This window comes from Neobacillus canaveralius (genome assembly GCF_047237705.1).
Classification (GTDB): domain Bacteria; phylum Bacillota; class Bacilli; order Bacillales; family Cytobacillaceae; genus Neobacillus; species Neobacillus niacini_K.
This window is the reverse complement of record NZ_JBDFLL010000001.1, coordinates 5765458-5787949: the sequence shown is the minus strand read 5'-3', so window position 1 is coordinate 5787949 and position 22492 is coordinate 5765458. Positions and strand designations below refer to the sequence as shown.

Genomic DNA, 22492 nt, shown 5'->3' with positions numbered 1-22492 from the left:
CCCCTATTTTGGGGCTATTCTCGTATTATTTTACAATGAAAGGGCTGGATGTATGGACCTTCAAACAGCGGAACTGAAAATCAATGAACTAAGAAGCCTATTAAATCAATATGGCTACGAATATTACGTACTTGATAAACCTTCAGTACCTGATGCAGAATATGATCGTTTAATGCAGGAACTCTTAGAGATAGAGGCAAAATTCCCAGAATTAAAAACGCCAGAATCACCTTCTGTACGTGTTGGCGGCGATGTGCTAGTCTTTTTTGAAAAAGTAGAGCACCGAACTCCAATGCTAAGCTTGGGTAATGCCTTTAACGAACAGGATTTAAAAGATTTCGACCGCCGTGTTCGTCAGGCTGTCGGAGATGATGTCTCCTATGTTTGTGAATTAAAGATTGATGGTCTCGCTGTCTCTTTGCGCTATGAAAATGGCTTGTTTATTCAAGGCGCAACCAGAGGAGACGGAACCATTGGTGAGGATATTACCGCAAATATAAAAACGATTAAATCCATCCCTCTCCGCCTGCGTGAAAATGCAACATTAGAAGTTCGCGGCGAAGCTTACATGCCGAAGCGTTCCTTTGAAGCGTTAAATAAAGCAAAGGAAGAACGCGGTGAAGAGTTAGCTGCAAATCCACGAAATGCAGCAGCTGGATCATTAAGACAGCTGGATCCAAAAATTGCTGCAACAAGGAATCTTGATGTTTTTCTATATGGAATCGGCGGCGGTGATGTAAACGCAGCATCCCATAGTGAAGGTTTAGATTACTTAGATCATCTTGGTTTTAAAACAAATAAAGAGCGTCGAAAGTGCCCAACGATAAACGAGGTAATTGAGTATGTTAGCAGCTGGGTTGAAAAGCGCCCGCATTTACCATATGAAATAGATGGCATTGTGATTAAAGTGGATTCCTATGAGCACCAGAGTAAACTTGGAACAACGGCGAAAAGCCCACGCTGGGCGATTGCCTTTAAATTTCCTGCTGAAGAAGTCGTGACAACTCTTTTAGATATTGAATTAAGTGTGGGAAGAACAGGTGTGGTCACTCCAACAGCGATTCTAAAGCCTGTTAAGGTAGCTGGTACAACCGTTGGGCGTGCCTCCTTACATAATGAAGACTTAATTCGCGAAAAAGATATTAAGATTGGCGACCAGGTGGTTGTTAAAAAAGCAGGAGATATTATTCCTGAAGTAGTCAACGTGCTTGCTGAACAACGAACTGGAGATGAACGTGACTTCCAAATGCCAACACATTGTCCAGAATGTGAAAGCGAGTTAGTCCGATTTGAAGGTGAAGTTGCGTTACGGTGTATTAATCCGAAATGCCCGGCACAAATCCGTGAAGGATTGATTCACTTTGTATCACGTGACGCGATGAATATTGATGGACTTGGTGAAAAAGTAATCAGCCAGCTTTTTGCGGAAAAATTAATCTCAGATGTTGCAGATATTTATAAACTAACCTTTGATCAGTTAATAGCCTTAGAAAGAATGGGTGAAAAATCAGTTACAAATCTGTTAAAAGCGATTGAAGCATCAAAAGCAAATTCATTAGAAAAGCTATTATTTGGTCTCGGTATACGCCATGTTGGTGCAAAAGCTGCAAAAACACTTGCGCAAAGCTTTAATACGATGGACAAACTAGCTTTTGCAACAAAGGAAGACTTGATTGCGATCAATGAAATTGGCGATAAAATGGCAGATTCTATTGTGGCATTTTTTGACCAGGAAGAGGCAGTGGAACTGTTAAAGGAACTTGCTTCCGCAGGAGTTAATATGGAATATAAAGGGGCAAAACCAGTTTCTGTAGAAGAATCTAACAGTATCTTTGCAGGGAAGACAGTTGTTCTGACTGGGAAACTGGAACAGCTCTCTAGAAATGAGGCCAAGGAGAAGATTGAAGCCCTTGGAGGGAACGTATCTGGAAGTGTCAGCAAAAAAACGCATCTTGTTATTGCTGGTGAAGATGCTGGTTCGAAGCTTACTAAGGCCGAGGAGCTGGGAATTGAAGTGTGGGACGAGGAGAAGCTTTTAGTAGAATTAAATAAATAAGAGGTGTAATCAAAGTGAAAAAACTTTCATTGCTCGCTCTTTCCCTTTTCTTACTGCTTAGTGGATGTGCACCGAACTTTCAAAAGCAGGAGAATGTTGTCAAGACAAAAGAAGAGGCGGATGAGAAAGCAATTATTCCGAAATATAATATTTCCGACAACTATTATCGGACTATTTTACCGTTTGAACCTGGGGAAGCACGCGGATTGATAGTTGGAAATATTAATACTAGATATGACATTAATGAATTTGAAACAGGATTGATGAGGATTGCTCAGCATCAATTCGACCCCAAAACCTACTTGTTCCGTGAAGGACAGGAGTTAAAACGTAATAACGTTAGATTGTGGTTGAACCGAAAATTCACACCCGCACAATTAAGTGCAGAGGGTTTAAAAGAAGAAGAAAACATTGGTTTAAACCCGCTTATGGAGGACGCTGCAGATTTTCAGCAAGGGAATAATAATAGTCCTATTTATTTAGCCCACATCTTAGAGCATGATTATCTCATTAAAGGAGATAACGATACGGTCAAATTGGGTGGTGTCGTGATTGGCCTAGCACTAAATTCTGTCCATTATTTTCGTACTGCAGTAGGTGAACCCTACTTTGAGCGGAAGATTGAGTTTGCTGAAATGGAACGGGAAGGGAAAAAGATTGCCGAAGAGGTCCTTAAACGTCTGCGGACCATGAAGAATTTAAAGGATGTTCCGATTACCATTGCATTATTTGAACAGCAAAGCAAATCATCTGTGGTGCCTGGAACCTTTTTCACCTATACCAATGTCGATAAAGGAAGCTCCACAATTAATTCATGGGAGCCAGTGGCTGAAAAGTATTTCCTATTTCCATCGACTGAGGCACAAGAGGCACACCGTGATGATGTAACTGCATTTTTAAATTTTAAGCAGGATGTGGAAGAGTATTTTCCAAACTTTAATGGTGTAATTGGCCGAGCCTTCTATATTGGTGATCAATTTACTGATTTGGATATCACTATTCCGATTCAGTTCTATGGAAAATCCGAGGCAATTGGGTTTACTCAATATGTAACAGGGCTTGTTCTTGAGCATTTTCCAAATTATATATCGGTTTCGGTAAGTGTTACATCCGTTGACGGACCAGAGGCATTAATCGTCCGTAAAGCAAATGAGGCCGAACCGTTTGTGCATATTTATTAACCTAGCGGAAATTATTTAAATTTAAAAAATCTTTATTAATAAAGGACAATACATATTTTATATGACTAATATGTATTGTCCTTTTGATTATTATTTGCACAGCACTTCAAGAAAGTTACTGATAAATGTTACCCCCAGATTGTTTAAACTCTGTAGCTTTTTCCTTCATACCCTTTTCGATAGCTTCATTCGCATCAAGCTTGTTTTCCTTCGCGTAATTACGAATATCTTGAGAGATTCTCATGCTACAAAACTTTGGTCCACACATTGAACAGAAATGTGCCGTTTTTGCACCTTCTGCAGGTAACGTCTCATCATGATATTCCAAAGCTCGTTCAGGATCTAATGATAAATTAAACTGATCTCTCCAACGGAATTCGAAACGAGCTTTTGATAAGGCATCATCCCTTTTGTATGCCCCTGGATGTCCTTTTGCTAAATCAGCAGCATGTGCAGCTATTTTATAAGTTATAACACCTTCACGTACATCATCCCGGTTTGGTAAACCTAAATGTTCTTTTGGCGTTACATAACAAAGCATAGCCGTACCATACCAACCAATCATGGCTGCACCAATCGCAGATGTAATATGATCATAGCCAGGAGCTATGTCAGTTGTAAGTGGACCTAGAGTATAGAAGGGAGCTTCCTTACAAACCTCAAGTTGTTTGTCCATGTTTTCTTTTATAAGGTGCATAGGTACGTGTCCTGGACCTTCAACCATTACCTGTACATCATGCTCCCAAGCAATTTTTGTTAATTCTCCAAGAGTATCTAATTCCGCAAATTGTGCTTCATCATTGGCATCAGCAATTGAACCAGGACGTAGACCATCTCCTAAGGAGAATGCAACATCATAAGTTTTCATAATCTCACAGATTTCTTCAAAGTGAGTATATAAAAAGTTTTCTTTATGGTGGTGAAGACACCATTGTGCCATAATAGATCCACCTCGAGATACAATACCTGTTAAACGCTTTGCTGTTAACGGAACATATCGCAAAAGAACACCAGCGTGAATGGTGAAATAATCCACGCCTTGCTCCGCTTGTTCAATTAAGGTATCACGATAAACCTCCCATGTTAGATCTTCGGCAATACCATTTACTTTTTCAAGTGCTTGGTAGATAGGAACGGTTCCTACAGGAACAGCTGAATTGCGAATTATCCATTCCCTTGTTGTATGAATGTTTTTACCTGTTGATAGGTCCATAATATTATCAGCACCCCACCGTGTGGCCCATGTCATTTTTTCGACCTCTTCTTCGATGGACGATGAAACAGCAGAATTCCCAATATTTGCATTGATTTTAACATGGAAATTCCTTCCTATAATCATAGGCTCTGCCTCTGGATGATTGATATTGGATGGAATAATTGCCCGCCCTCTTGCAACTTCTTCACGCACAAATTCAGGTTTCATATTTTCCCTTAATGCGATAAATTCCATCTCAGGTGTGATGATGCCCTTCCTTGCATAATGCAGCTGTGTGACATTTCTCCCTTTTTTTGCACGTAATGGTTTACGCTTTAAACCTGGGAAAACGTTATGATTAGCACGAGGATCTTTCTTATCCTTATACCCATTGTCTTCAGCCTTAATTTCTCTTCCTTCATATTCCTCCACATCCCCTCGTTCATGAATCCATGAGCTTCGAAGAGCGGGAAGGCCTTTTGTAATATCTACTGAATAATCAGCATCCGTATATGGCCCACTTGTATCATAGACCCGAATTGGCGGATTTTCTTCTTCACCAAAGTTGCCTGTTGTAGGACTAAGTTCAATTTCCCGCATTGGTACCTGGATATCGGGTCTTGAGCCTTCAATATAAACCTTTTTACTACCTGAAAAGCTAGACATAATGGAAATGCGTTTTTCGTTTAATGAAGTTGTTGACATAAAGTAAATCTCTCCCTGTTTTTAAAATTAAAGGTCGAGATCTAGAACAAAACGAGTGGATGAAAAGTAATGAAGTACATAAAAAAAGCCGAGTCCAAAAAGGATGGACCGGCTTTGTATGTAGAAGTTTATTCAATACATGATGACTTTTTCTAACTTCCCCACGCTAGTATGATCTAGATCAGGTCCAAAGGGTCAAGAAACTTTAACGTGTTTCTCTCTCAGCCCACCTCATTGGACTCCCCTAGTTATTTCTATTCAATTTGGTTTTAGTATACATGAGTCTTAAGTAAAATAAAAGGAATATTAAAAAAAATATAAAAAACGGTTGATTAAAAGACCGTATTTTAATTGGAGATAGTTTCCTCCTCTAATTATAGTAAGGTTAACGTAACGCCAGGTCTTTTTTGCCCAAATATGCTTTAATGGCTATCCGTTGATACGTGTAAAAGAAACATGTTAGAATGAACGAGGATATAATGTTTTTTAATACATAGGAGGTTTTGAGACATGGTACAACCATATAAGCATGAACCATTCACAGACTTTACAATTGAAGAAAACCGTCAAGCCTATCTCAACGGGATAAAAACAGTTGAAGGTTATTTAGGCACAGATTATCCACTAGTAATCGGCGGCGAAAAAATTACAACAGAAGATAAAATTGTTTCTTATAATCCCTCAAATAAAGACGAAATAATTGGAAGCGTTTCAAAAGCTAGCAGAGATCTTGCGGAACAAGCAATGCAGGCAGCCGTTGAAGCATTCAAAACGTGGAAAAAAGTGAAAGCCGAAGTCCGTGCAGATGTATTATTTAAAGCTGCGACGATTATTCGTCGCCGTAAGCATGAGTTCTCTGCTCTTTTAACAAAAGAAGCAGGTAAACCATGGAAAGAATCGGATGCAGATACTGCAGAAGCGATTGACTTCCTTGAATATTATGGCCGCCAAATGCTGGCAATGAAAGATGGCGTTCCCGTTAATAGCCGTCCAAACGAATTTAACCGTTATAATTATATTCCACTAGGTGTTGGAATCATCATCTCACCTTGGAATTTTCCATTAGCAATTATGGCGGGTACAACAGTAGCCGCAATCGTTACAGGTAATACGGTACTATTAAAACCAGCTTCTACTACTCCGGTTGTTGCAGCGAAATTCGTTGAAGTAATGGAAGAAGCAGGTCTGCCTAAAGGGGTATTAAACTTTGTACCAGGAAGCGGTTCGGAAGTGGGCGACTACTTAGTAGACCATAAAGATACTCGTTTCATCAGCTTCACAGGTTCACGTGACGTTGGTCTGCGTATATTCGAACGTTCTTCAAAAGTGAATCCAGGCCAAGTTTGGATGAAGCGATTGATTGCTGAAATGGGCGGTAAAGATACGATTGTTGTTGACGCGGAAGCAGATCTAGAGCTGGCTGCACAATCTATCGTGGCAGGAGCATTTGGCTTCTCAGGTCAAAAATGTTCAGCATGCTCTCGTGCGGTTATCGTTGAGGATGTTTATGATGCAGTATTAAACCGTGTAGTTGAGTTAACGAAGGAATTATCAGTAGGTGACCCAACTGAGCAAGGGACTTTCATGGGACCAGTGAACGACAACAATGCTTTCAAGAAAATCATGGAATATGTTGAAATTGGCAAGCAAGAAGGTAGGGTATTGACTGGCGGCGAAGGCGACAATTCAAAAGGCTACTTCATTCAACCAACTGTAATTGCAGACCTTGCTCCTGATGCACGTATCATGCAGGAAGAAATTTTTGGACCAGTGGTTGGTTTCACAAAAGCTAAAGATTTCACGGAAGCAATTGAAATTGCGAACAATACCGAGTATGGCTTAACAGGTGCCGTTATCACGACTAATCGTGAACACCTGGAGCAGGCTCGTGAAGACTTCCATGTTGGTAACCTATACTTCAATCGGTCATGTACTGGGGCAATTGTTGGTTATCAGCCATTCGGCGGTTTCAACATGTCTGGAACTGACTCCAAAGCAGGCGGTCCAGACTACTTATTGCTTCATATGCAGGCGAAAACTACATCAGAGATGTATTAATATCACATTTTTACCCCTTCTCGGCTGAGGAGGGGTTTTTATTTGTTTGATTATGACAATAATGTGAACTGATTCACAAACTTCCGTTGATATGTGACGTACTTCACAAATTTTCTAGAACTGAACATTTACAATGTAACTATAGAGAAAACTTAAATAACGTAAATTCATAAATTATCAAATATAAGGAGCGATCCGACATGAAAAAACTAGTGATGATTGGGAATGGGATGGCTGGCGTTAGAACGATTGAGGAAATTCTTAAACTTTCACCAAATCAATTCGAAATTACTATTTTTGGACAAGAGCCACATCCTAACTATAATCGCATAAAGTTATCGAATATTCTTCAAGGTGATACAAACTTTGAAGATATCATTATTAATCCACTAGACTGGTATAAAGAGAATAATATTCAGTTATTCACAGGAGAAGCAGTAACAGAGATCGATGTTGAGGCAAAGAAGGTCATTTCCGACCAGGGACGTGACGTAGAGTATGATGAATTAATTATTGCTACAGGTTCTAACTCATTCATTCTGCCTATTCCAGGTGCGGACAAAATTGGCGTTACCGGTTTTCGTGATATAAAAGATTGTGAAATGATGATCAAGTCAGCGGAAGATTATAAAAAAGCTGTTGTAATTGGAGGCGGGCTTCTTGGACTTGAAGCAGCACGAGGGTTAATTAACCTTGGAATGAAGGTTGATGTCGTACACTTAATGCCGAATTTAATGGAACGACAGTTAGACCCAATTGCTTCTAGTCTCCTAAAAGCAGAGCTCGAATCTCAAGGCATGAAATTTTTGATGGAAAAGGAAACCGTTGAAATCATAGGGGATGAGCGCGTTGCTGGTCTTCGTTTTAAAGATGGATCTTTTGCGAGAGCGGATCTGGTTGTAATGGCCATCGGGATTAAGTCCAACACCATGGTAGCAAAAGAAAGTGGAATTTTTGTAAATCGTGGAATTGTAGTCAATGATTTTATGGAAACAAGTGCACCAAATGTGTATGCAGTGGGTGAATGTGCAGAGCATAGAGAGATTGTTTATGGGCTGGTTGCACCATTATACGAACAAGGGAAAGTTCTTGCAGAAAGAATTTGTGGGAAAGAAGCTGCACCATATGCAGGCTCAGTAACTGGAACTCAACTTAAAGTTGCTGGAGTGGACCTTTACTCAGCCGGTGAGATTTTTGAAGATGGTACAACAAAATCAGTTATGGTCTATAACGAATATGAAGGGATCTATAAGCGGGTTTTAGTTCGTGATAACAGGATTGTTGGGATTGTCCTTTATGGCGATACCAAAGATAGTACGAGATTGTTCCGAATGCTTTCGAAAAAAGAAGATATCACAGGAATCTCGATTTTTGAATCGCAATGTTCAGCTGAAGGCGGTAGTGGTGATATTGCTTCCATGCCGAATGATGAATTGGTGTGTGGCTGTAATGGCGTGACAAAAGGAGCCATTGTTGATGCGATTAAAGCACAAGGTCTGACAACTCTTGATCAAGTAAGTCACTGCACGAATGCTGGCCGTTCTTGCGGGCGTTGTAAGCCAATGGTAAATGACATTCTAGCTTATACACTAGGGGATCAGTTTGACGCAGCCGCTGCACAGAAAACGAGCATTTGCGGATGTACAACCATCAGCCGTGAAGAGTTGGTTGCTGAAATTAAAGAAAAAGGTTTAACGAGCGTTAAAGAAGTTATGAACGTTCTAGAGTGGAATAACGAGGAAGGCTGTACGAAATGCCGTCCTGCGATTAACTACTACCTAGGTATGATTCACATGGATGAGTACTTGGATGACCGTGACTCCCGTCTTGTAAACGAGAAAATGCATGCCAATATCCAAAAGGATGGAACATACTCAGTTGTACCAAGAATGTATGGCGGTGTAACGACTGCTGCCGACTTGAAAAAGATTGCCGAAGTGGCAGAAAAGTATGAGGTTCCACTTGTAAAACTAACTGGCGGACAGCGGATTGGCTTGTTCGGAGTAAAAAAAGAAGATCTTCCAAGTATGTGGGAAGAGCTGGATATGCCATCTGGCTACGCATATGGAAAAACACTTCGTACTGTCAAAACTTGTGTGGGAGCACAGTTCTGCCGCTACGGAACACAGGATTCAATGTCATTGGGAATCGAACTAGAGAAGAAATTTGAACGTCTTGATACTCCTCATAAAGTAAAAATGGGTGTGTCAGCCTGCCCTAGAAACTGTTCAGAGGCTGGGATTAAGGATATCGGTTTTGTTGGAATCGATGGCGGCTGGGAAATTTATGTAGCTGGTAATGGCGGTGTCGACCTCCGTGCAGGTGATCTTTTAGCTACGGTAAAAACAGAAGCGGATGTAATGGAAATGACCGGTGCCTACCTGCAATACTACCGTGAAACAGCTAATTACTTGGAACGTACTTCTAAGTGGGTAGAACGTGTCGGCCTGGATCATGTAAAAGAAGTCCTAGCAAACGAAGAAACAAGAAAAGAATTAAATGATCGTATGGACCAAACGTTGAAGAAATACATTGAGCCTTGGAATGAGGCAATTGAAAGTGAACAGATTAAAGATAAATACTATACAAAACACACTGTTAAGGCTGGAGAGTGATTATAAATGATCGAAACAAAAACTCGGACTCTAGTTGCTGCGTATTCTGACCTGCAAGTCAAGGCTGGATATTCTGTAAAAATAGACGATAAAGAAATCGCCTTATTTAAAGTAACAAATGGTAAGGTTTATGGAATTGAAAATAGCAGTCCGCATCCAAAAGGCGGGGTCTTAACGGAAGGTCTAGTAAGCGGTGAATATGTTTTCTGCCCAGTCTATGATTGGAAGATTTCCTTAAGTGACGGAAAAGTCCAGGCACCAGACGAAGGTCAAGTAAAAACCTATCAAGTGGAAGTCGAAGCGGATAACGTTTATATTATTATATAAGGTCTAAAAGCGACAAAGTTTAAGGAAAAAACTTTATATAAAGAGTTTGGAAGGATGGCTGCAGGATGGAAACAGGAAAAGTATTTTTAGTAGGAGCAGGACCAGGTGACGTTCGATTAATTACAGTAAAAGGATTGGATGCAATTAAGCAGGCTGAAGTTATTTTATATGATCGGCTTGCGAATCCAAAGCTTTTGGAGTTTGCTACAGAGGATTGTGAGCTCATTTACTGTGGAAAATTACCTGACCGCCATATATTACGCCAAGAGAATATCAACGACCTTTTAGTAGAAAAGGCGCTGGAAGGTAAAGTGGTTGTTCGGTTAAAAGGCGGAGATCCTGGTGTTTTTGGCCGTGTTGGTGAAGAAGCAGCAGCCCTAGCTCTCTATCAAATTCCATTTGAAATAGTTCCTGGCATTTCTTCGGGGATTGCAGCCCCCCTTTATGCAGGAATTCCTGTTACCCATCGCGAGCATGCAGAATCGTTTGCCGTCGTTACAGCGCATGATAAATCTACAGATGGCAAACCGGTACTTGATTGGGAAGGTCTTGTCCGTGGAGTCGATACCATCGCTTTTTACATGGGTGTTGGAAATCTGCCGTTTATTTGTGAAAATCTGATTGCTCACGGAAAGCCTTCAAGTACTCCGGTTATCTTAATTCACTGGGGCACATTTGGCCGCCAGAAAACCCTTCAAGGAACCTTAAGTGATATTTCTAAAAAAGTGCTAGAAGCTAAGTTTAGCAATCCGTCGATTATACTTGTGGGAGAGGTTATCTCCCTTCGTGAAAAAATTAGTTGGTTTGAAAAAATGCCATTATACGGCAGACAAATTCTTTTAGCCCGTACTAGTGAAGGTGCCAGCGGTTTGGTAAAGGGATTAATGGAACAGGGTGCGGATGTTATCGAATTTCCAAAATGGAAAAAGACCATTTTACCTGTAGAGGTAGGGAATGTCACAAATTACGATAAGATATTGTTCACATCCCCTGAAAGTGTCGGAGAATTTTTTGATGCAGTCATTGAAAAAGGAATCGATATTCGAAAAATAAAGGCTGAATTCTATGGGCGCTCAAGCAAATCTATTAAGGCCTTAAAAGAACGTGGAATTATCGCTAGCCTCACCGAAGACATGCAGCAAGAAGGAAGTTTGCTGGTGGTCGGAGACGATTGTAATTATGGTGTTGAAAATGCTGATTTCTTAGTCACGAGTAAAAAAGAGCTCGACCAGCAGTTCCTGCCAATTTTTCAAAGAATGCTTGAGGAAGCTGAAGTGAATACAATGGTATTTCCAAGCGGGGCATCAGTTGGTGCATTTATTGAAGGCTTAAAGAAATGCGGTATTGACGTGTTCGACCTGTTGAAAGATGTCCAGGTGGTTTGCATGGGACAGCATACAAAAGAGCAGGTTGAACGTGCCGGATTAGTTTCAGTAGGAATGCCGGTTTCTCCAACCCGTGAAGCGTTGGTCGAATACTTAATTCAGTATCCGATTGTATAGGAAAGGCAGGGTGCATACTTGAATTCGAATTATCCGATTATGTTAAGGCTTGAAGGTAAAAAGACAGTGGTTGTAGGCGGCGGCAAGGTGGCAGAACGGAAAGTTACTGGTCTGCTTGGTACAGGCTCGCATATCACCGTGATTAGCCCTAATGCTACAGATGAACTTAAAAGGCTAGCTAGTTGTGGAATGATAGGGTGGCTTGAAAAATCATTCTCAAAAGAAGACATAGAAGGTGCATTCTTAATTTTTGCCGCAACGAACAACACTGAGTTAAATCAGTTTATAAAAATGGCAGCAAGTGACCAACAGCTTGTCACCATTGCCGATGACCCGGAAGGATCGGATTTTCATGTTCCCTCACATATTCAACGGGGACGATTGAGTATTGCGGTATCAACAGGCGGAGCCAGTCCAACACTGGCAAGGCAAATAAGGGAACAGCTGGAACAGCAGTTTGATGAAGGATTTGAAGACTATCTAGAATTTTTATTTTCAGCAAGGCAGCGAGTTTTGAAAGAAGTGAAAGATGGCTCAAGAAAACGAAAAATATTATCGGCAATTGCTAGTCGAGAGTTCTTGAATAGCCCAAATCGTGAGGCTGACTTTTTTCGGTTATTGCATAACAAAAGAAAATGACGTGTGAATTAATTTCACACGTCATTTATTTTACAAATTTATAACATCGTTATCGTATTCTTCCAATTGTTCTTGTAAATTTAAAATGTAATTCATTATCGCTATTCTCACTATCGAAGGGTAATATCGATTATTTAACTCATGTTCACATTCCTCTAAATCCATCTTTTTTACAGCAATAATTTTGGTTAGCTCTTCAACGCTCATTCATAAACACTCCCCATTTTGATCTTTCCATCCATAATCCAACCATCATATTCTCCTAATCTATTTCTATAGCTTCAGCATGGGCAAACTTTTAATAGTTTATACATCATTTTTCTTGTATAAAAAGTTCATGATAAGGCGAAAAAGATAGCAAAAAGCTTGTGAGGGTGAATTATGAACGAGAAAATAATCCATAGCTATCAAATCCTAGATCAGTTACGTTTACCGCACGGTTTGTATTTAGCTTCATCATCCCAGGACTATCAATATGTTTGGTTACGTGATTCCTTTTATATGTCACTGCCTTATTTGAATCAAAACAATCAGATTTATGAGATGACCTACCACCGAATTCTGGACATATTTAGAGAATACGAATGGAAGCTGGATATTCATACCGTTCAAAGACCGAGGGAGCAATGGGAATACCTTCATTCCAGGTACTCTGCTTCCGAAGTAAGGGAAATCGATACCCCATGGGGACATGCTCAGCATGATGCCATAGGAGCGATACTCTGGGGGATTGGAATGGGCCAACAGAAGGGCAAAAGGATCATTAGAGATGCAAAGGATCATGATATCGTTCAAAAGCTGGTTGGCTATTTAGGTTGTGTTCGATATTGGGAGGACGCAGATAATGGAATGTGGGAGGAATGGAGAGAGGTCCATTCAAGCTCTGTAGGGGCATGTGTTGCTGGCCTTCAAGCAGTGAGAGATATCGTATTTGTTCCCGGAGAATGGATTACCAATGGATGTGAAACTCTATCGAATATCTACCCGCAAGAAAGTAACCAGCGCCCCTTTGATTTAGCTCAACTGAGTTTAATTTATCCATATCGGGTTTTGGCAGTGGAAGAGGCGAAAGTGGTGGTTGACCAAATTGAAACGCACCTTTTACGGGAACGGGGGGTAATCCGCTACAAGGGAGATTCCTATTATTCAACCATTGAACATGAAGGAAGGCATCACGATCTATCCTTTTATTATGGTACTGAGGCAGAGTGGACATTTGGATTGCCTTGGCTGGCATTATGCCATTTAGAATTAGGTAATGTCAAAAAGGCTAAACAGTATATAGCCCAAACCGAAAACGTAATGCTTCCAGATGGCAGCTTACCCGAATTGTATTTTGCTCAATCGGAAAAGTACAACACTAATACCCCATTGGGATGGGGAAGCGCTATGTATATCCTAGCTAAAGAGCGATATGAAGGACTAATGTAATAAGGAGAGGCTGCCTGAGATATTTCGGCAGTCTCTTCTTAAGCTATTCGAACGTAGTTCACTGTCATGGAGTTTGTTAAGCAGATAAACGAAGGAAAATGCAGGTAAAATAAAAAATATGCAGGTAAGCAGTTAAAATCCGCAGGTAAAGGTGTCATTTTGGCTGGTAAGAAGAATTAAAGCATCTGGCTTACTATTATAAAAATAGGTCTTATGTATTATTTTGCCTATTTTTATAAAATTTTCTGAAAACTAGTTCCATTTTTAATTTTTGTGTTATATAATACATCACAGAGCAAGGTACTGTAGTATAACAAAGAGGTGAATCGTTCATGTCGACGCAAACAACAGGTATTGAAGTAGTTGGAGCTCTCAAAGCGCACTACGATGAGATTTTAACCCCCGAAGCGCTGAAATTCATTGAGGAGCTTGAACAAAAATATGGAGCAAGGCGAATTGAACTGTTGCAGTACAGGGAAAAACGCCAAGAGGAAATCAATAGCGGTAATCTTCCGGATTTCCTTCCCGAAACAAAGCAAATTCGTAATGGTGACTGGACAATTGCGCCATTACCAAAAGACCTTCAGGATCGCCGTGTAGAGATTACCGGACCAACCGATAGAAAGATGGTCATCAACGCTTTAAATTCGGGTGCAAAAGTTTTTATGGCGGATTGTGAAGATGCTACTTCACCAACCTGGGAAAATATCGTCGAGGGACAAATCAACTTAAGAGACGCAGTAAATCGGACGATTTCCTATGAAAATCAAAATGGAAAAAGATATGTGCTGAATGATGAAACGGCCGTCTTGTTTGTAAGACCGCGTGGACTTCATTTAGAAGAAAAACATGTGCTGCTTAATGGCAAGCCCATTTCTGGGAGCTTCTTTGATTTTGGACTGTACTTTTTCCACAATGTGAAAAATCTGCTGGCAAGAAGAACTGGTCCATATTTTTACCTGCCAAAGTTAGAAAGCCATTTAGAAGCACGACTATGGAATGATGTGTTTGTTTTTTCGCAAAACAGGCTTGGAATTGCTCAAGGAACAATTAAAGCAACTGTCTTACTTGAAACCATTATGGCGGCATTTGAAATGAATGAAATTCTATTTGAATTAAAGGAACACTCGGCGGGCTTGAACTGCGGCAGATGGGATTATATTTTTAGTTACTTAAAAAAACTGGGTAGTCATGAAACAATCATTCTGCCAGATCGATCCCAGGTAACCATGACTGTACCGTTTATGCGTTCCTATTCATTGCTTACCATTCAAACCTGTCATCGCCGGAAGGCCCCAGCGATAGGAGGGATGGCGGCACAAATACCAATTCGCGATAATCCTCTGGCAAACGAGGAAGCATTTGCGAAGGTTCGTGCTGACAAAGAGAGAGAAGCACGTGATGGTCATGATGGTACATGGGTAGCACACCCAGGTCTTGTTCCAGTTGCTTTAGAAGTATTTGATAGAGAAATGCCGGTAGCAAACCAGATTCATACAACGAAACAGCAAAAGATTACGATAACCGCAAGTGATTTACTCGAGTCACCAGGCGGTAAGATTACCGAAGAAGGTGTCCGCGTTAATATCAATGTGGGGGTTCAATACATTGCTTCGTGGTTATCGGGAAGAGGAGCTGCACCCATCCACAACTTAATGGAGGACGCGGCAACTGCTGAAATCTCACGGGCTCAAGTTTGGCAGTGGATCCGCCACCCAAAAGGTGTACTCGCAGACGGCAGAAAAGTAACTGTAGAAATGTATGAGCAATTAAAGGCCGAGGAATTATCGAAAATTAAGGATGAGATTGGCTTGCCTGCCTATGAGAATGGCCGTTTTACTGAAGCTATTGAGCTGTTTGACAGCTTAATATTAAATGATGAATTTGTAGAGTTTTTAACATTACCCGGATATAAGCTTTTATAAAAAATTTTAATAGATTAATAGGAGGAATTTAAAATGACAAATTCAAGAGCCAAGGCATTACAAGAAAGCTGGGAAATGGATAAGCGCTGGAATGGGATTACAAGACCATATACAGCTGAAGATGTTATCAAACTTCGTGGATCGCTTGATATTGAGCATACATTGGCTAGACGTGGAGCAGAAAAGCTTTGGAAGCAAATGACTGAAGAAGACTACATTAATGCTTTAGGAGCACTAACAGGCAATCAAGCGGTACAGCAGGTCAAAGCTGGATTGAAAGCCATTTATCTCAGTGGCTGGCAGGTTGCTGCCGACGCTAACCTATCTGGACATATGTATCCAGATCAAAGTTTATACCCTGCAAACAGTGTACCAAGTGTGGTAAAACGAATTAATCAAGCTCTTCAGCGTGCTGACCAAATCACCCATTCAGAAGGCGATAATTCTATCGACTGGTTTGTGCCAATTGTTGCGGATGCAGAAGCAGGCTTTGGCGGGCAGTTAAACTGCTTTGAATTGATGAAGGGAATGATTGAAGCAGGAGCAGCGGGTGTTCACTTTGAGGATCAGCTTTCTTCTGAGAAAAAGTGTGGTCATTTGGGTGGTAAAGTCTTATTGCCAACACAAACGGCGGTTCGTAACTTAATTGCGGCTCGTTTGGCTGCTGACGTTATGGGTGTTCCAACCGTATTGGTTGCGCGGACAGATGCCAATGCTGCTGATTTAATTACGAGTGATATTGATATGAACGACGCAGCGTTCATTACAGGTGAGCGCACTGCAGAAGGCTTTTTCCGAACAAAAGCAGGACTTGACCAAGCGATTGCGCGCGGCTTAGCTTATGCACCATATGCAGATTTAATCTGGTGTGAAACATCTGAACCAAATATTGAGGAAGCTAGACGTTTTGCTGAAGCTATTCATGAGAAATTCCCTGGAAAAATGCTTGCCTACAACTGTTCTCCGTCCTTTAACTGGAAGAAGAAACTTGATCAAGATACGATTGCCAAATTCCAGCAAGAGCTTGGGAAAATGGGCTACAAGTTCCAATTCGTAACACTTGCAGGCTTCCATGCCTTGAACCACAGCATGTTTGAACTAGCTCGTGGCTACAAAGAGCGCGGTATGGCGGCATACTCCGAATTACAGCAAGCTGAGTTCGACAGTGAGCAATACGGCTACACAGCAACAAGACACCAGCGCGAAGTAGGAACAGGCTACTTTGACCAAGTGTCAATGGTGATTACAGGCGGAACATCCTCTACAACTGCGTTAAAAGGGTCTACAGAGGAAGAGCAGTTTACAAAGTAATTGAAGTGGTAAGACCCCTTCTCCCATGGGAGAGGGGTTTTTGCTTATTTAATAGGCAGGTTACTGGTGGATGGCGGGAATTAGTTGCGGATAGCAGGAATTAGTTGCGGATGGCAGGAATTAGTTGCGGATAGCAGGAATTAGTTGCGGATAGCAGGAATTAGTTGCGGATGGCAGGAATTAGTTGCGGATGGCAGGAATTAGTTGCGGATAGCAGGAATTAGTTGCGGATAGCAGGAATTAGTTGCGGATGGCAGGAATTAGTTGCGGATGGCAGGAATTAGTTGCGGATAGCAGGAATTAGTTGCGGATGGCAGGAATTAGTTGCGTATAACAAACTATAATTTCGTAAAGATGCCGCCATTTTGGAAATGAACACTTTTTGGGGTATTATCATACATAATAATAGCCTTTTTAATGGAGTTGATCTTTTTGAAAAAGCAGAGCGTGGATGAAGTCCTTCAACAGGGAATTCATGGTCCTTTGGAAACGAAGCCGGACGAAAGACGGAAATTTTTAGGAACATTACGAGAACGAATTATTCTTGCTCTTAAGAAAAACCAAGTGGCTGAACCAACGATATACCCTCAAGTGGAGAGGGAAATGAAAAAAAATCCACAGGCGAATCTCTTATTAAATGGAAATATCGAGTACGCAGCGTTATCCAAATACGTAAAGTTGGCAGCCAAACACAACATTGACCATAAAATTGTAACCAATAAGGAACGCGATACAGATATCGGCCTGCTGCTTGCTATGGACCATGCAATTGATAAGGAAGAAATTTATATCACGCAAAAGGAAATTAGTCAGCCTGAACCCCCAAAAAGTAAAGGACTATTTGCAAAATTATTTAAACGATAAAGGGCAAACAACTAAGCAGTCAGTTAGACTGCTTTTATTTTTTATTGGGTTAATAGGAGGAGGTACTTCGACCTAAAAATGGATATAACTGGAATTATATAAAATATTGGAATATTATTATTATAATGAGATTACCATTTGGGTCTATTAATATAAGGGGGACAGATTACTCATAATGGGCACGAAAAGAAAAATGGTCAGGTAAGAAGGTGGGGTTTCTATTCCCTATTACTTTTTACTAGAGATTACTAGATTACTAACATCTGGCCAAATCTAGGAGGAGAGAATTATGAGAAGAGGTAAAGTTCTTTTTATCGCAATTGTTCTAATGCTTATTCTTACGGGGTGCAAATATCCAACACTAGAAAAAGCCATTGCTGAGACAATTCCATTCGAGGTTCAGGAAGTTTTGTACAAGACAAAAAGTGATGGAATAACAATCGTCTTATACACTACGCAAGCAGAAGGAAAAGAAGTGGAACATATAAAAGAGCCGGTACTAGGTGTTTCTTTCTTTGAAGGGAACGATAAAAAGGGATGGAAAAATGATGGACCAAATGGCTGGGAGCATGCAGAAAGCGAAACCTATTCCATTTACAATGAAAACTATACAAAATATGATGATAAAGGGAATGTTCTTAAAGATATTTACGTTGTGTTTGGAGAAATCAATAGTGAGAATATCACGGCCATTGAAATCGCCAACCAGGGTACTGAGGAGTATAAAAAAGCAAAGATGATTGAGAAAGATGGAAGACGCTACTATGTGGGAATAGGCATCCGCCCGCAGGTTAGAGCTTTAAATGGTAATGGTGAGGTTATTCCTCAACAATAAACAAATACATAATTCAGGGAGCAAAATGCTCCCTTTTTTTTATGGCTAGCAATCTAAAAAGAATTTAATATGCCAATACTGATGAAGGAATCATTGCGGTGAAGCGAAAAAGTTTGGTATTATCAATAGTAAATTAACTAAGACATAAGTGATTGGAGGAATGAAAAAAATGACACGAATCTCAAACGAGCAGGTTAAGCATGTAGCCAACCTAGCGAGGTTAGAAATATCGGAGGATGAAGCTGAAATCTTCACAAAGCAACTTGACGCTATCATTACATTTGCAGAACAGTTAAATGAGCTCGACACGACAAATGTTGAACCGACTTACCATGTACTCGATATGAAAAATGTTTTCCGAGAGGACATTAAGGAAAAGGGATTACCGCGTGAAGAAGTATTAAAAAATGCACCAGATCAACAGGATGGACAAATTAAAGTACCTGCAATTATCGGGGAGTAAGGAGGAAAACGTGAGCTTATTTGATTATAAAGTTTCAGATCTTCATGAACTTTTACATAAAAAAGAACTAAAAGTGGCAGATCTCATTGATGAGTCGTATAAACGTATTGCTCAGGTGGATGGCAAGGTACAAGCTTTTTTAACATTGGACGAAGAGAAGGCGAGACAAGCGGCAAATTCACTAGATGAGAAGCTTAACGCCAACTCCACAAGTAACTTGTTATTCGGAATGCCAATTGGCATTAAGGACAATATTGTCACAAAAGGACTTCGGACAACCTGTGCAAGTAAAATTCTAGAAAACTTTAATCCTATCTACGATGCTACCGTGGTTCAAAAGTTACAGCAGCATGAAACCGTAACAATTGGAAAGTTAAATATGGACGAGTTTGCAATGGGCTCTTCAAACGAAAATTCCCACTATCAAAAAACACGAAATCCGTGGGATCTAGACAGAGTACCAGGCGGTTCATCAGGCGGCTCTGCTGCTTCCGTTGCAGCAGGTGAAGTCCTGTTTTCACTAGGTTCGGATACAGGTGGATCCATCCGACAGCCGGCGGCTTTTTGCGGAGTGGTAGGGTTAAAGCCAACTTATGGACGAGTATCCCGTTTCGGACTTGTGGCATTTGCCTCGTCTCTTGATCAAATTGGTCCTATTACGAGAACAGTTGAAGATAACGCCTATCTTTTACAAGCAATATCTGGATTAGATCCAATGGATTCAACTTCAGCAAATGTGCAAGTACCGAATTTTATATCTGCATTAACTGGCGATGTAAAGGGGTTAAAAATAGCGGTACCGAAAGAGTACCTAGGTGAGGGTGTGACTGACGCTGTCCGCCAGTCTGTGATGGATGCATTAAAAGTCCTTGAAAAACAAGGAGCTGTTTGGGATGAGGTTTCCTTACCTCACTCTAAATATGCATTAGCAGCCTATTATTTGCTTTCATCTTCAGAAGCATCCGCCAATCTAGCCCGGTTTGATGGCGTTCGTTATGGCTACCGGACACCAAATGCTGATAATTTACTTGACTTATATAAGAAATCAAGATCGGAAGGTTTTGGGGATGAGGTAAAACGCCGTATTATGCTCGGTACCTTTGCATTAAGTTCAGGTTATTACGATGCCTATTATAAAAAAGCACAGCAAGTCCGTACGCTCATTAAGAAGGACTTTGAAGATGTTTTTGAAAAATATGATGTCATCATTGGTCCAACGACTCCAACTCCGGCGTTTAAAATCGGTGAAAATATTGAAGACCCATTAACCATGTATATAAATGATATATTAACAATTCCAGTGAATCTAGCAGGAGTGCCAGGAATTTCTGTTCCGTGTGGATTTGATAATGGATTACCGCTAGGTTTACAAATCATCGGTAAGCATTTTGATGAAGAAACCATATACCGAGTCGCACATGCATTTGAACAGGCAACAGATTATCATAAACAAAAGCCAGGATTATAGGGGGTGAATAAGATGGAATTTGAAACAGTGATTGGTCTTGAAGTTCATGTTGAGTTAAAAACGGATTCAAAAATCTTTTCGGCAAGCCCAAACCATTTTGGTGCAGAGCCGAATTCGAATACAAGCGTAATCGACCTTGGTTATCCAGGGGTATTGCCAGTCCTTAATAAAAAAGCAGTAGAATTCGGAATGAAGGCAGCAATGGCCTTGAATTGCCAGGTAGCCACTCATACGAAATTTGACCGTAAGAACTATTTTTATCCAGATAATCCGAAGGCGTATCAGATTTCTCAATTTGATAAGCCAATTGGGGAGCATGGCTGGATTGACATTGAAGTAAATGGCTATACAAAACGAATTGGAATCACAAGGATACATTTAGAAGAAGATGCAGGGAAACTCAGTCACGGGAATGGCTATTCATTGGTGGATTATAACCGCCAGGGAACACCGCTTGTGGAAATCGTATCTGAACCTGATATCCGGACACCTGATGAGGCCTATGCTTATCTTGAAAAATTAAAATCAATTATCCAATATACTGGAGTATCTGATTGTAAGATGGAGGAAGGCTCTCTTCGCTGTGACGCTAATATTTCCATTCGTCCAGTTGGTCAAGAAGAGTTCGGAACGAAAACAGAGTTAAAGAACTTAAACTCTTTCAATTTTGTTCGGAAAGGATTGGAATTTGAAGAGAAGCGTCAGCGTGAGGTTGTGTCAGCAGGCGGAAAAATCGATCAGGAGACACGTCGATTTGATGAAGCGACAGGTGCTACCTTACTTATGCGGGTAAAAGAAGGATCAGATGATTATCGTTACTTCCCGGAACCAGACTTACTTGATATCTATATTGATGAGGAATGGAAAGCTAGTATTGCGGCTGAAATACCAGAACTTCCCGATCAGCGGCAAAAGCGCTATGTAGAAGAGCTGGGATTACCTGTCTATGACGCCAAGGTACTAACTGTAACGAAAGAAATGGCTGATTTCTTTGAAGGAGCAGTAGGAGCAGGTGCTGAGGCGAAATTGGCTTCCAACTGGATTATGGGGGATGTTTCTGCATACCTGAATTCTGAGGGTAAAGAACTTCATCAGATCGCATTAACACCTGAAGGCTTAGCTAGTATGATTAAGCTAATTGAAAACGGAACAATTTCTTCCAAAATCGCAAAGACTGTTTTTAAAGAATTGATTGAAAACGGCGGCGATGCTGAGAAGATTGTTAAAGACAAAGGTCTCGTACAAATTTCAGATGAAGGAACACTGTTGAAAATCATTTCAGAAGTTCTCGATGCGAATCCACAATCCGTTGAAGATTTTAAAAACGGTAAAAATAAGGCAGTTGGTTTCCTCGTTGGGCAGCTAATGAAGGCAACAAAAGGACAAGCAAATCCACAAAAAGTAAACCAATTATTGAATCAGGAATTAAGCAAACGATAAATATATTCGGCTGGCAGATATCATTCTGCCAGTTTTTTTGTCGAAAATATCTCGACAATTATTATTTAAAGATTTCCCAGGAAACTCACTAAACATAGGGAATTATATAAAACTAATCAAACGTTTAATTAGTCGACACCAATCATCCCTTTTTTTTAAGGGAAAGCTTTTAATAACAAGGGTCTCAGCCTATATTAATCAAACGTTTGATTAGTATAAACGCTGGGGAACAATGTCGAATTGCTATCCATTTGCAGACAATAATGATAATCCATCTGATTCGGGGTCACATATTGACAATAAATTTAATGAGAATTGCGCAAAAACCCTCTCGTCTAAGCATTTCATCGCTATTTAATCAAATGATTAGTTAAATGACATGAATCTACCATTTTCCAAAGAAAAATCCTTTAATATTAGGGATTAAATCAAAACTAATCAAACGTTTGATTAGCTAGGAAAAGGAGAAACTTGACG

General features: G+C 40.5%; 17 protein-coding genes and 1 riboswitch. Of the genes, 15 read left to right on the top strand and 2 right to left on the bottom strand.

Translation table 11 applies throughout. From position 1 onward, the window contains the following. The first annotated feature begins 52 nt into the window (after positions 1–52). Together ligA and ABC255_RS28120 are read left to right on the top strand one after the other, a co-directional pair. Complete coding sequence (ligA, locus tag ABC255_RS28125) at positions 53–2056, top strand: NAD-dependent DNA ligase LigA (protein WP_412998408.1); 2004 nt, start codon at positions 53–55, stop codon at positions 2054–2056. 14 nt (positions 2057–2070) lie between these two features. Continuing rightward, positions 2071–3237: a CamS family sex pheromone protein gene (locus tag ABC255_RS28120; protein WP_412998407.1), complete on the top strand. Its 1167-nt coding sequence runs from the start codon at positions 2071–2073 to the stop codon at positions 3235–3237. A 115-nt stretch (positions 3238–3352) separates the two neighbouring features. Here ABC255_RS28120 and thiC read toward each other — a convergent pair whose 3' ends face one another. After that, positions 3353–5137: a phosphomethylpyrimidine synthase ThiC gene (gene thiC, locus ABC255_RS28115; protein WP_412998406.1), complete on the bottom strand. Its 1785-nt coding sequence runs from the start codon at positions 5135–5137 to the stop codon at positions 3353–3355. Positions 5138–5278: 141 nt separating this feature from the next. Next, positions 5279–5393, bottom strand: a riboswitch (TPP riboswitch). A gap of 254 nt (positions 5394–5647) precedes the next feature. On the opposite strand from thiC, the gene pruA reads away from it, so the two are divergent. From pruA to ABC255_RS28090, 5 genes are all read left to right on the top strand, one after another. Further along, positions 5648–7195, top strand: a complete 1548-nt coding sequence (gene pruA, locus ABC255_RS28110; RefSeq protein WP_412998405.1) for an L-glutamate gamma-semialdehyde dehydrogenase — start codon at positions 5648–5650, stop codon at positions 7193–7195. Between the two features lie 200 nt (positions 7196–7395). Continuing rightward, positions 7396–9810, top strand: a complete 2415-nt coding sequence (gene nirB, locus ABC255_RS28105) for a nitrite reductase large subunit NirB (protein WP_412998404.1) — start codon at positions 7396–7398, stop codon at positions 9808–9810. A 6-nt stretch (positions 9811–9816) separates the two neighbouring features. After that, positions 9817–10137, top strand: a complete 321-nt coding sequence (nirD, locus tag ABC255_RS28100; RefSeq protein ID WP_412998403.1) for a nitrite reductase small subunit NirD — start codon at positions 9817–9819, stop codon at positions 10135–10137. Between the two features lie 65 nt (positions 10138–10202). Next, complete coding sequence (gene cobA, locus ABC255_RS28095) at positions 10203–11639, top strand: uroporphyrinogen-III C-methyltransferase (protein ID WP_412998402.1); 1437 nt, start codon at positions 10203–10205, stop codon at positions 11637–11639. Between the two features lie 39 nt (positions 11640–11678). Continuing rightward, positions 11679–12278, top strand: a complete 600-nt coding sequence (locus ABC255_RS28090; RefSeq protein WP_412998401.1) for a precorrin-2 dehydrogenase/sirohydrochlorin ferrochelatase family protein — start codon at positions 11679–11681, stop codon at positions 12276–12278. A gap of 30 nt (positions 12279–12308) precedes the next feature. On the opposite strand, the gene ABC255_RS28085 is transcribed toward ABC255_RS28090, so the two are convergent. Continuing rightward, complete coding sequence (locus ABC255_RS28085; protein ID WP_412998400.1) at positions 12309–12485, bottom strand: hypothetical protein; 177 nt, start codon at positions 12483–12485, stop codon at positions 12309–12311. A 174-nt stretch (positions 12486–12659) separates the two neighbouring features. Here ABC255_RS28085 and ABC255_RS28080 point away from each other — a divergent pair, with 174 nt between their 5' ends. From ABC255_RS28080 to gatB, 8 genes are all read left to right on the top strand, one after another. Continuing rightward, entirely contained in the window at positions 12660–13709 is a 1050-nt protein-coding gene (locus tag ABC255_RS28080; protein WP_412998399.1) for a glycoside hydrolase family 15 protein, read from the top strand. A 332-nt stretch (positions 13710–14041) separates the two neighbouring features. Next, positions 14042–15634, top strand: a complete 1593-nt coding sequence (aceB, locus tag ABC255_RS28075; RefSeq protein ID WP_412998398.1) for a malate synthase A — start codon at positions 14042–14044, stop codon at positions 15632–15634. A gap of 33 nt (positions 15635–15667) precedes the next feature. Beyond that, positions 15668–16945, top strand: coding sequence for an isocitrate lyase (aceA, locus tag ABC255_RS28070; RefSeq protein WP_412998397.1), 1278 nt, complete (start codon positions 15668–15670; stop codon positions 16943–16945). A gap of 432 nt (positions 16946–17377) precedes the next feature. Continuing rightward, positions 17378–17809 carry a YueI family protein gene (locus ABC255_RS28065; RefSeq protein ID WP_412998396.1) on the top strand — a complete coding sequence of 144 codons (432 nt, stop codon included), beginning with the start codon at positions 17378–17380 and terminating at the stop codon, positions 17807–17809. Positions 17810–18098: 289 nt separating this feature from the next. Beyond that, positions 18099–18644, top strand: a complete 546-nt coding sequence (locus tag ABC255_RS28060) for a hypothetical protein (protein ID WP_412998395.1) — start codon at positions 18099–18101, stop codon at positions 18642–18644. A gap of 169 nt (positions 18645–18813) precedes the next feature. Next, positions 18814–19107, top strand: coding sequence for an Asp-tRNA(Asn)/Glu-tRNA(Gln) amidotransferase subunit GatC (gatC, locus tag ABC255_RS28055; RefSeq protein WP_412998394.1), 294 nt, complete (start codon positions 18814–18816; stop codon positions 19105–19107). Positions 19108–19117: 10 nt separating this feature from the next. Further along, positions 19118–20575, top strand: coding sequence for an Asp-tRNA(Asn)/Glu-tRNA(Gln) amidotransferase subunit GatA (gene gatA / locus ABC255_RS28050; protein ID WP_412998393.1), 1458 nt, complete (start codon positions 19118–19120; stop codon positions 20573–20575). Positions 20576–20587: 12 nt separating this feature from the next. After that, positions 20588–22015: an Asp-tRNA(Asn)/Glu-tRNA(Gln) amidotransferase subunit GatB gene (gene gatB / locus ABC255_RS28045; protein ID WP_412998392.1), complete on the top strand. Its 1428-nt coding sequence runs from the start codon at positions 20588–20590 to the stop codon at positions 22013–22015. The last annotated feature ends 477 nt before the right edge of the window (positions 22016–22492 follow it).

Excerpts from the sequence above, each read along its gene's own strand:
- gatC (WP_412998394.1), top strand. The coding sequence starts at position 18,814 with ATGACACGAATCTCAAACGAGCAGGTTAAGCATGTAGCCAACCTAGCG.
- ABC255_RS28060 (WP_412998395.1), top strand. The coding sequence starts at position 18,099 with ATGAGAAGAGGTAAAGTTCTTTTTATCGCAATTGTTCTAATGCTTATT.
- gatB (WP_412998392.1), top strand. The coding sequence starts at position 20,588 with ATGGAATTTGAAACAGTGATTGGTCTTGAAGTTCATGTTGAGTTAAAA.
- cobA (WP_412998402.1), top strand. The coding sequence starts at position 10,203 with ATGGAAACAGGAAAAGTATTTTTAGTAGGAGCAGGACCAGGTGACGTT.
- nirB (WP_412998404.1), top strand. The coding sequence starts at position 7,396 with ATGAAAAAACTAGTGATGATTGGGAATGGGATGGCTGGCGTTAGAACG.
- ABC255_RS28085 (WP_412998400.1), bottom strand. The coding sequence starts at position 12,485 with ATGAGCGTTGAAGAGCTAACCAAAATTATTGCTGTAAAAAAGATGGAT.
- ligA (WP_412998408.1), top strand. The coding sequence starts at position 53 with ATGGACCTTCAAACAGCGGAACTGAAAATCAATGAACTAAGAAGCCTA.
- thiC (WP_412998406.1), bottom strand. The coding sequence starts at position 5,137 with ATGTCAACAACTTCATTAAACGAAAAACGCATTTCCATTATGTCTAGC.
- nirD (WP_412998403.1), top strand. The coding sequence starts at position 9,817 with ATGATCGAAACAAAAACTCGGACTCTAGTTGCTGCGTATTCTGACCTG.
- pruA (WP_412998405.1), top strand. The coding sequence starts at position 5,648 with ATGGTACAACCATATAAGCATGAACCATTCACAGACTTTACAATTGAA.
- aceB (WP_412998398.1), top strand. The coding sequence starts at position 14,042 with ATGTCGACGCAAACAACAGGTATTGAAGTAGTTGGAGCTCTCAAAGCG.
- aceA (WP_412998397.1), top strand. The coding sequence starts at position 15,668 with ATGACAAATTCAAGAGCCAAGGCATTACAAGAAAGCTGGGAAATGGAT.
- ABC255_RS28090 (WP_412998401.1), top strand. The coding sequence starts at position 11,679 with ATGTTAAGGCTTGAAGGTAAAAAGACAGTGGTTGTAGGCGGCGGCAAG.
- ABC255_RS28080 (WP_412998399.1), top strand. The coding sequence starts at position 12,660 with ATGAACGAGAAAATAATCCATAGCTATCAAATCCTAGATCAGTTACGT.